This is a genomic window from Pseudomonas sp. W2Aug9 (assembly GCF_023127755.1).
Classification (GTDB): Bacteria; Pseudomonadota; Gammaproteobacteria; order Pseudomonadales; family Pseudomonadaceae; genus Aquipseudomonas; species Aquipseudomonas synxantha_A.
Window position 1 is genome coordinate 66,424 of record NZ_SPKL01000014.1, and the last position, 9,253, is coordinate 75,676.

Genomic DNA, 9,253 nt, shown 5'->3' on the forward strand with positions numbered 1-9,253 from the left:
GTTACAGCCTTTTCACTATAGGTCACGTTGCATTGCGCAACCGGCTTTACCGATCGGAATCAAGCGTGGGCTCCAGCAGTTGCGCACCAGGGCCACGCTCACCCAACTGGTCATCGTGATTGCGCAACGGGCACGCCTCCATCGACAGGCACCCGCACCCGATACAACCATTGAGCTTGTCGCGCAGCAGCGTCAGCTTGTTGATGCGCTCATCCAGATCTTGACGCCACAAGGCCGACAGCCGTTCCCAGTCGTGAGCGTTCGGTGTGCGCCCATCGGGCAGGGCCCGCAATGCCTCGCCAATGGTCGCCAGCGGAATGCCCAGGCGTTGGGCAATTTTGATCAGCACCACCCGGCGCAGTACGTCCCGTGGATATCGCCGTTGATTGCCGGCATTGCGATTGCTCTTGATCAGCCCTTTGGATTCGTAGAAGTGCAGGGCGGTGACCGCTACGCCGCTGCGGGCGGCCAACTGACCGACGCTGAGTTCGTTGCTGAGCATGTAAGACTCCCAAACAGTGCTTGACCTCGACTTAACTAGAGGTTTTACCCTGCGTGACATCGAATCGCAAGATTCTGCCTACAGAGAAAGGGGAGTGCTCATGCAGGTATCAGAGAAAAATCGCAGCTTCACTCAATTGATCGAATTTCAGATCGAGCCCCGCCAGCAATCAGCCCTGGTGGCGGCCTTGACCACCCAGAGCGAGCGCCTCGCGGCAAGCCATGGTGGCTTTCTGAGTGCCAGTGTGCAGGTCAGCGATGATGGGCGGCGGGTGCTCAATTACCTGCAATGGCAATCCCGCGAGGACGGAGAAGCAGCCTTCAAGCGTTTCGAGCACGGCGACGAAGATTTCTGGACACTGATCCGCGCGCATCAAGCGACGGCTGTAACCTTCGGATCATTCCAGGTGTTGCGCAGTTTTGAGCGCAGTCAGGACGATGCTTTGCACTGCCGCTTAAATGGATAAATGCAGCATCCGTTCGCCCAGCAGCGTTTGCCCGGGCCGGCGTTTGTTTACCGCCAGCTCGCCGATCTTGATCAGGCGCGTGCGCGTAACGTTGCGGCTCAGGCCCAGCAGGTTGGCGGTGTGTACTTGGTTGTAATGGCTGAAGCGGTAAGCGGCGCGTAATAAAGCGTCCTCGACTTTTTCATGCAGGGCGCCGGCCTGTTCCTCGAAGAGCTTTTGAAACGCCCGCGCAAGCAAGGCTTCGGCGCTGTTGTCGGTGGCGTGCTGGCTGTCGTCCTGGCGCTCGATGCGCATATTCGACAGGCGCAGATCGTCGCGCTCGATCACGCCGTTGCGGCAGATCAGCAAGGTGTGGTGAATCACGTTTTCCAGCTCGCGAATATTGCCCGGCCAACTGTAGCGCTTGAGTTTGTGCTCGGCCTCGCTGCTGATGGTGATCGGGACGTAGCCCAGACGCTGGCTGTAGGCTTGGATAAAGTGGCGGGTCAGCGGCAGGATATCGCCGGGGCGCTCGCGCAGCGGGCTCAGCTCCAGGCTGACCACATCGAGGCGGTAGTACAGATCTTCGCGAAAATGCCCGGCGTTGATGGCCTTTTCCAGTTGTACGTTGGTGGCGGCCAGGACTCTTACATCAATAGGTATGCTTTTGCGTGAGCCCAGGCGCACCACTTCGCGCTCCTGCAACACCCGCAGCAGTTTGACCTGGATGGCCATCGGCAGGTCGCCGATCTCATCGAGAAACAAGGTGCCGCCGTCTGCCTCTTCGAACCAGCCGGCCTTGGCGCTGAGGGCGCCGGTAAACGCGCCTTTCTCGTGGCCGAACAACTCGGCTTCCACCAGGGATTCAGAGAACGCCCCGCAGTTCACCGCTACGAACGGCCGGTTGCGCCGAGCGCTGAGGTTGTGGATATGCCGCGCCACCAGCTCTTTGCCGGTGCCGGTCTCGCCGATGATCAGCACGCTGGCTTCGCTGGGCGCCACTTGTTGGATATGGTCGAGCAGTGCCTGGGATTTGGGGTCTTCGAAGACCTGGGCCGTGGCGCGGATCGAGGTCGCAAGGGCGGGCGAGGGCGGTAGGGTCAAAAGCTGCATGGGCACCTCTCTCAGGAGTAGAACGTCGGGATCGGCAAGTACTGGCTCAATGCCCCAGCGGCCCCGTCAGGCTGGTAACCCCGTACCCGGCCAGGCTGGCATACAGCTGCGGCAGCAACGGGAACACTAGTTAACAGCTCCTTTAACGGCGGGTACTGAGCAACAGAGGTGAAGTAGGTTGAACAAGGGCTGTACCAACGGGTTCAGGCTTTGATCTGTATGGGTATGGCGCTCGCTGCCGAGAAAGGGAGTTGTTGTCTGACCCCAGTTTTGGGGTTGGCTGTTGCCACTGCACAGTTGCTGACGTGTGAAGCTATTTATAGAGAAAATGATTTATTCCGTAAATGGATGTGTTTGCATATTTATAGATCTTTAAGGAATATTAGCAGCTGATTGTTGAAGGTGGCGTGCCGGTTGATAGCGACTATCACGGGCGATGATTTTTCACCGAGAAGGACCGGGAGTAGCCTGTGTTCATTGACTTGAACCCCCTCTCGCAGAGCCGCCGCCATGAACCGTTTCCTCGCTGTTTCGCTGCTACTTGTTACCTCTGTCCTTGCCGGATGTGCGTCCCATCCAGCCCCGGAATTGCGTCCATACACCGCCGAGGAGACCAGGCAATTGGCCCTGGAGGCGCTGAGCCGTCGCGGCTTGTCGTTTGACGAATATCAGCAGCAGCGCGCTGCGTTGCTTGGCCAGCCACAGAAGCCTTTCTCTTTTGATCGCCAGGGTGAAATGAACGCCGAGCGCAGCGTAGTCCTGCATGGTCGCCCCAGTTGAGCCGGCCTCTTGCGATAAAAAGCCCGAGGATTCCCTTAAGGAACCTCGGGCTTTTTGTTTGCCATGGAGCTACTTCAGCCTGTTAAGCTCAATTCCAGGAGCGTTCCTACGCACATTTAAATAAAGTTACCTTCTTTAATGGCATTCGATCGGTTAAACCTGACGACCTCTGTTCCGGTCGATGCCCCCCCGAGACGCTGCGTTCGGGAGCACGCTCTGCGAGTTTTAACGTCATGAATAAACGTCCGTTGTATTTTGACTACGCCGCTACCACGCCGGTGGATGAGCGGGTTATCCAGGTGATGGTCGAGTGCCTGGGCTTCAATGCCAATTTTGGTAACCCGGCGTCCAGTTCCCATGCATTCGGCCAGGCGGCCCGGCACACGGTTGAACAGGCGCGTCGCCAGGTCGCTGAACTGGTCGGCGCCCAGCCGGAGCAGATCGTCTGGACCTCCGGCGCCACGGAGTCCAACAACCTGGCGCTCAAGGGAGTGACCCAGGCCCGGGGTGTGGCGGGTGGGCATATCATCACCAGCCAGATCGAGCACAAGGCCACACTGGATACTGCGCGGCAACTGCAGGAAGCCGGCGTGGCGGTGACCTACCTGGTGCCGGATGCGGACGGCTTGATCAGCGTCGAAGCGGTCAGCGAAGCCCTGCGCGAGGACACCTTCCTGGTCTCGCTGATGCTGGTCAATAACGAGCTGGGCACCCTGAATGACATCCCGGCCATCGGTGCGCGGGTACGTGAGCATGGCGCGTTGTTTCATGTGGACGCGGCGCAAGGGGCTGGCAAGGTAGCCATCGACCTGGGCCTGTGGCCGGTGGATTTGATGTCATTCTCCGCGCACAAGCTGTACGGCCCCAAAGGTATCGGCGCGTTGTATGTCGGGCCTTTGGCGCAGCAGAAAGTGCTGGCGCAGATTCATGGCGGTGGACACGAAGGGGGCTTGCGTTCTGGCACCCTGGCGACCCATCAGATTGCCGGCATGGGGACGGCGTTTGCCTTGGCGGCAGCGTCCTTTGCTGATGAGAAGGCTCGGATTGCAGCGTTGCGCCAGCGCCTGCTGGATCACCTGACGTCAGTTACCGGCTTGCGCCTCAATGGCAGCCCAACTCAGCGTATTCCACATACCCTGAGCCTGACGTTCAGCGAGGGTGAGTTCAACTCTGCCACACTGAGCGCGGGCATTGCCTTTTCCGCGACTTCGGCGTGCAATTCGGCAAGCAACGCACCGTCCCATGTGCTTCTGGCCCTGGGGCATGATGCTCGCACCGCCGGTCGTACCATTCGCTTGAGCCTGGGCCGGTTTACCACCGAACAGGACATCGACGAAGCCGCACAGTTGATCAAGGCAGCATTGGCCAGCGCCCCGGCGTTTTGGGCGGTCTGATTTATCATTGGCAACATATAACAATTATTCGTGGTTAGCAGGAGACACAATGAGTACGCAGCCTTTGACCCATGGAACGGTTCCCCAGCGCCTGGCGCATACCCGTGAACTGATGCGCCGCGAGGGCATTCACGCCCTGCTGGTGCCATCGGCTGACCCGCACTTGTCCGAATACTTGCCGGGCTACTGGCAGGGGCGCCAATGGTTGTCGGGGTTCCATGGTTCGGTGGGGACACTGATCGTCACGGCGGATTTTGCCGGGGTCTGGGCCGATAGCCGTTACTGGGAGCAGGCGACCAAGGAACTCAAGGGCAGTGGCATTGAGTTGGTAAAGCTGCAACCGGGCCAGCCTGGGCCGTTGGAATGGCTGGCCGAGCAAACCCCTGAAGGTGGCGTAGTGGCTGTGGACGGTGCGGTCATGGCCGTGGCTTCGGCACGTACTCTGGGGGGCAAGCTGGCCGAGCGCGGCGCCCGCTTGCGCACTGATATCGACCTGCTCGATGAAGTCTGGCAAGACCGCCCAACGCTACCAAACCAGCCGATCTACCAGCATCTGCCGCCTCAAGCCACCGTCAGCCGTGGCGAGAAACTCGCCGCACTGCGCGCCAGCTTGAAAGACAAGGGCGCCGATTGGCATTTCATCGCGACGCTGGACGACATCGCCTGGTTGTTCAACCTGCGTGGCGGTGATGTGTCCTTCAACCCGGTATTTGTATCTTTTGCGTTGATCAACCAACAGCAGGCTACGTTGTTTGTCGCGCTGGGCAAGGTCGATGCCGAGTTGCGGGTGATGCTCGAGCAGGATGGCGTGACGTTGCGCGACTACAGCGAAGTGGCCGATGCACTGCGTGCCGTACCGTCGGGGGCCAGTTTGCAAGTGGACCCCGCACGCGTGACGGCCGGCTTGCTGGAAAATCTCGATGCCGGCGTCAAGCTGGTTGAAGGACTCAACCCGACTACGCTCGCAAAATCCCGCAAGAGCCTGGCGGACGCGGAACATATTCGTCAGGCCATGGAGCAGGATGGCGCTGCGTTGTGCGAATTTTTTGCCTGGCTCGACAGCGCCCTGGGCCGCGAGCGCATTACCGAACTGACGATCGACGAACACTTGACTGCGGCGCGTACCCGCCGCCCTGGCTATGTGTCGCTGAGCTTCAACACCATTGCTGCGTTCAACGCCAACGGCGCCATGCCGCATTACCACGCGACTGAACAAGAGCATGCCCTGATCGAAGGCGATGGCTTGCTATTGATCGATTCCGGTGGCCAGTACCTGGGCGGCACCACGGACATCACGCGGATGGTGCCCATCGGTACCCCGAGTGATGAGCAGAAGCGCGATTGCACGCGGGTACTCAAGGGGGTGATTGCCCTGTCCCGTGCACACTTCCCCAAAGGTATTCTCTCACCGTTGCTGGATGCGATTGCCCGTGCGCCGATCTGGGCCGAAGGGGTGGACTACGGTCACGGTACAGGTCATGGCGTAGGTTATTTCCTCAATGTGCATGAGGGGCCGCAGGTTATTGCCTACCAGGCCGCTGCCGCGCCACAAACAGCGATGCAACCTGGGATGATTACTTCCATCGAGCCGGGGACTTATCGCCCTGGTCGTTGGGGTGTACGCATCGAAAACCTGGTGTTGAACCGTGAAGCGGGCAAGACCGAGTTTGGGGAGTTCCTCAAGTTCGAAACCCTGACCTTGTGCCCGATTGACACCCGTTGCCTGGAACCGTCGTTGCTGACGGCGGATGAGCGCGAATGGTTCAACGCCTATCACGCCGAGGTGCGTGAGCGCTTGAGCCCGCTGCTCAGTGGTGCGGCGCTTGAGTGGTTGCAGGTGCGTACCACAGCTATTTGATTGGCTGCAGCCGGCCTGCGCCGGCTGCAAGCGATATTTAGCTGAGGGCTTCGCGCACGAAGTCCAGTCGGTCCTGACCAAAGAACAGCTGATTGCCTACAAAAAAGCTGGGGGCACCGAACACGCCGCGTTTAACGGCTTGTTCGGTTTTGTCCTTGAGCGCGTTTTTGACGGCTTCATCATTGGACAGGGCCAATACCTGCTCTGGGTCGAACCCATGCTCGGTCAGCACGTGGGCCACGACCTCCGGATCGCCCAGGTGTCGGCCTTCCACCCAGAGGGCGCGGAACAGGCAGTCGATAAAGTCGGAGAAGCGCTCAGGCTCATGGATTTGTATGCCGGTGATTGCGCGCATCAGTACCAGTGTATTGATGGGAAAGTGCGGGTTGAAACTGAGCGGTACATTGTAGCGTTTGGCGTAGCGCGCCAAGTCATCCAGCATGTAGCGACCCTTGGCCGGCACAGTGATCGGTGAGGCGTTGCCAGTAGCCTTGAATACGCCGCCCAACAGCATCGGTTGATAGACCAGATGCGCGCCGGTCTCGGTGCAGAGTGCCGGTAGTTGGGTATAGGCCAGGTAAGTCGCGGGGCTACCGAGATCAAAGAAAAATTCCAGGGTTTTACTCATGGTCGATACTCGCTGCTTATTGTTATAGGGGCGTGTTACCAGGGTTCGTTCCAGGGGCGCAGGTCCAGCTCGAACGTCCAGGCGTCCCGGGGCTGGCTGTGCAGGTACCAGTAGTTTTCGGCGATGTGGTCAGGGTTGAGGAGGCCGTCCTGATCCTTGAGGGCATATTTTTGCGGGAAATTTTCGCGAATGAACTCGGTATCAATGGCGCCATCGACTACTACATGGGCGACGTGGATGTTCATCGGGCCTAATTCCCGCGCCATGCTTTGGGCCAGGGCGCGGATACCATGTTTGGCCCCAGCGAATGCGGCAAATCCCGCGGCCCCACGCAAGCCGGCAGTGGCGCCGGTGAACAGGATGGTGCCGCGTTTACGGGTGGCCATACGCTTGGCGACTTCGCGCGCGTTCAAGAAGCCGGAGAAACACGCCATCTCCCAAATCTTGAAGTACTTGCGTGCGGTTTCTTCCAGAATGCTGCAAGGCACGTTCGCACCGATGTTGAAGACGAACGCTTCAATGGGCCCCAGCTCCGTTTCGATTTGCTCTACCAGTGCGATCACGTCTTCTTCTTTACGTGCATCACAGGCAAAGCCATGGGCTTGCCCGCCCGCCAATTGAATGCTGTCTACCAGTGGTTGCAGTTTGTCGGCACTACGACGGGTAACGCAGGCGATGTAACCTTCTCGGGCAAAGCGCTTGGCTATGGCGCCGCCGGTTGCGTCACCGGCGCCTACCACCAATACGATTTTGTTGTTGTGCGTCATGGGAACTCCATTGGCTCGATGATCGAGCAGGAGTTTAGTCGCCATGTCGTAAATGGCCTGGCCTGTGTGGAAATTTAAGATGAGCAGTCAGGGAGACTGCTCGGGCAGCTATTTGCAGATGACGATCATGCTGCGGCTGGTATAGCCGGCAGGGTTGAGACCGAAGGGATAGTCCCCTGGCTCTTCGGAGTTGTCGCCGGACTTGGCAATCACTCGATAACCCTTGGCGCCGCATGAATTGGCGGCACTGGTGTAGCACTGGTCCCAGGAGGAGGACAGGCCCGAACAGTTGATATGCAGTCCTTTTTTACCGCGTTTCACTTCTGTTTTAGTGGTGGCGGCACACCCCGCGATGCCCACAACCAGCAACAGTATCAAAATTCGTTTCATTCCCATCCTTAATAGCCGCCCTGCAAAGAACAGGGCTGCTTTACTCGCTCTCGAGCGAAGCGTTCATGCAGTCCGTGTCGAAATTCTCCATGAATGACATTCGGTTACGGCCTAAACATGGCCTAAATGAGCGGCAAATACCAGAGCTGGGGTTAAAGATGATCAGTCGGCGGGTACCAGTGGTTTGGATTCGTGGCGCATCGTCAAAGTGGCACCGACCGAGGCCAGGATAATGCAGGTGATGGCCAGCCACTGGGCGAGCGATAGATGCTCGTGCAGGAAAAACAGGCCGGAGAGGGCGCCGAACGCCGGCTCGATACTCATCAGTGTGCCGAAAGTACGGGCGGGAAGGCGTGTTAGTGCGACCATCTCAAGGGTGTAGGGCAGGGCAGTGGACAGAATCGCCACGCCGATGGCGACAGGGATCAGTGCCGGCGTCAGCAGCGCGGCGCCGGCATGCACGATGCCGATCGGTGCAACGAAGAGGGCGGCAATCATTACCCCGAGCGCGGCGGTCTGGACGCCATTGTCATTTCCCGCCTTTTGGCCGAACAAAATGTAGAGCGCCCAGCATACGCCGGCGCCCAGCGCGTAAGCGGCCCCTATCAGATCAATGCCGCTACTGGCCTTGTCCGTCGGAATCAACAGAAGCAGGCCAATGATCGCCAGAGCAATCCACACGAAGTCGACAGCTCGGCGCGAGGCATAGATAGCTACAGCAAGCGGGCCTGTGAATTCGAGCGCTACGGCAATTCCCAGGGGGACAGTGCGCAGTGACATATAGAAGAGGAAGTTCATGCCACCTAGCGCCATCCCGTAGATGATCACTGTGCGCAGTGACTTGGCCGTCAGCTTGGCGCGCCATGGTCGCAATATGAGCAGCATGATCACACTGGCAAAAATCAAACGCAGGGCGGTGGTGCCTTGTGCGCCGACAACGGGAAACATGCTCTTGGCCAATGATGCCCCGGATTGAATGGAGGCCATGGCGATCAACAGCAGGCCTACGGGAAACAGTGCCGAGGCCAGGCTGCGGGGTGAAGTGGTCATTGAGAGGGCTCTTCTGAGGTCGTAGTCAATAAGCAGAAGACGCTATGATGCTTAACTGTCAAGCGATGAGCAATATATTGCTCAAATCGCACGCAGTGGTTGTCTATATAGTGTAATTCTTGAGTTTGCCGCGGATTTAATAGAAAACCCAAATTAAGAGTTGACGGCAGATTCTGGAAGCCTATAATTCGCCCCACTTCCGGCGCAGTCGAAACGGAAAACTCCTTGGTAAACAATGAGTTACGTAGTTTTCGGCAGCAAATTGCTTCAGTTCATCGAAGCCAAAAGGAAGTTGAAAAAGAGGTGTTGACAGCAGCGTGTAACGC

10 protein-coding genes and 1 pseudogene are annotated in these 9,253 nt (G+C 58.5%); 4 read left to right on the forward strand and 7 right to left on the reverse strand.

The window, feature by feature from the left end; genetic code table 11:
* Positions 1 to 46: 46 nt before the first annotated feature.
* Complete coding sequence (gene soxR / locus E3O56_RS12670; RefSeq protein ID WP_078820804.1) at positions 47 to 502, reverse strand: redox-sensitive transcriptional activator SoxR; 456 nt, start codon at positions 500 to 502, stop codon at positions 47 to 49.
* A 100-nt stretch (positions 503 to 602) separates the two neighbouring features.
* Between soxR and E3O56_RS12675 the strand changes: the two genes are divergently transcribed.
* On the forward strand, positions 603 to 968 hold the full coding sequence (locus E3O56_RS12675; protein ID WP_005786757.1) for an antibiotic biosynthesis monooxygenase: 366 nt from the start codon (positions 603 to 605) through the stop codon (positions 966 to 968).
* Here the strand turns inward: E3O56_RS12675 and E3O56_RS12680 are convergent.
* Together E3O56_RS12680 and E3O56_RS12685 are read right to left on the reverse strand one after the other, a co-directional pair.
* Positions 957 to 2,060, reverse strand: a complete 1,104-nt coding sequence (locus tag E3O56_RS12680) for a sigma-54 dependent transcriptional regulator (RefSeq protein WP_103735450.1) — start codon at positions 2,058 to 2,060, stop codon at positions 957 to 959. The genes E3O56_RS12675 and E3O56_RS12680 overlap by 12 nt on opposite strands.
* A 46-nt stretch (positions 2,061 to 2,106) precedes the next feature.
* Positions 2,107 to 2,190, reverse strand: a pseudogene (locus E3O56_RS12685) (hypothetical protein); the annotation flags it as partial.
* Between the two features lie 380 nt (positions 2,191 to 2,570).
* Between E3O56_RS12685 and E3O56_RS12690 the strand changes: the two are divergent.
* The 3 genes from E3O56_RS12690 (at position 2,571) to E3O56_RS12700 (ending at position 6,092) form a co-directional block, all read left to right on the forward strand.
* Positions 2,571 to 2,840 (forward strand): hypothetical protein, encoded by a 270-nt coding sequence (locus E3O56_RS12690; protein ID WP_032876941.1) that lies wholly within the window; start codon positions 2,571 to 2,573, stop codon positions 2,838 to 2,840.
* Between the two features lie 233 nt (positions 2,841 to 3,073).
* Entirely contained in the window at positions 3,074 to 4,234 is a 1,161-nt protein-coding gene (locus E3O56_RS12695) for an aminotransferase class V-fold PLP-dependent enzyme (RefSeq protein ID WP_078820806.1), read from the forward strand.
* Positions 4,235 to 4,283: 49 nt separating this feature from the next.
* Positions 4,284 to 6,092: an aminopeptidase P family protein gene (locus tag E3O56_RS12700; protein ID WP_078820807.1), complete on the forward strand. Its 1,809-nt coding sequence runs from the start codon at positions 4,284 to 4,286 to the stop codon at positions 6,090 to 6,092.
* A 37-nt stretch (positions 6,093 to 6,129) separates the two neighbouring features.
* Here the strand turns inward: E3O56_RS12700 and E3O56_RS12705 are convergent, their stop codons facing one another.
* From E3O56_RS12705 to rhtA, 4 genes are all read right to left on the reverse strand, one after another.
* Positions 6,130 to 6,720 carry a 2-hydroxychromene-2-carboxylate isomerase gene (locus E3O56_RS12705; RefSeq protein ID WP_103735449.1) on the reverse strand — a complete coding sequence of 197 codons (591 nt, stop codon included), beginning with the start codon at positions 6,718 to 6,720 and terminating at the stop codon, positions 6,130 to 6,132.
* 35 nt (positions 6,721 to 6,755) lie between these two features.
* Entirely contained in the window at positions 6,756 to 7,487 is a 732-nt protein-coding gene (locus E3O56_RS12710; RefSeq protein ID WP_032876930.1) for an SDR family oxidoreductase, read from the reverse strand.
* 108 nt (positions 7,488 to 7,595) lie between these two features.
* On the reverse strand, positions 7,596 to 7,877 hold the full coding sequence (locus E3O56_RS12715) for a hypothetical protein (RefSeq protein ID WP_003190182.1): 282 nt from the start codon (positions 7,875 to 7,877) through the stop codon (positions 7,596 to 7,598).
* A gap of 162 nt (positions 7,878 to 8,039) precedes the next feature.
* Positions 8,040 to 8,927 carry a threonine/homoserine exporter RhtA gene (gene rhtA / locus E3O56_RS12720; protein ID WP_103735448.1) on the reverse strand — a complete coding sequence of 296 codons (888 nt, stop codon included), beginning with the start codon at positions 8,925 to 8,927 and terminating at the stop codon, positions 8,040 to 8,042.
* Positions 8,928 to 9,253: the final 326 nt, after the last annotated feature.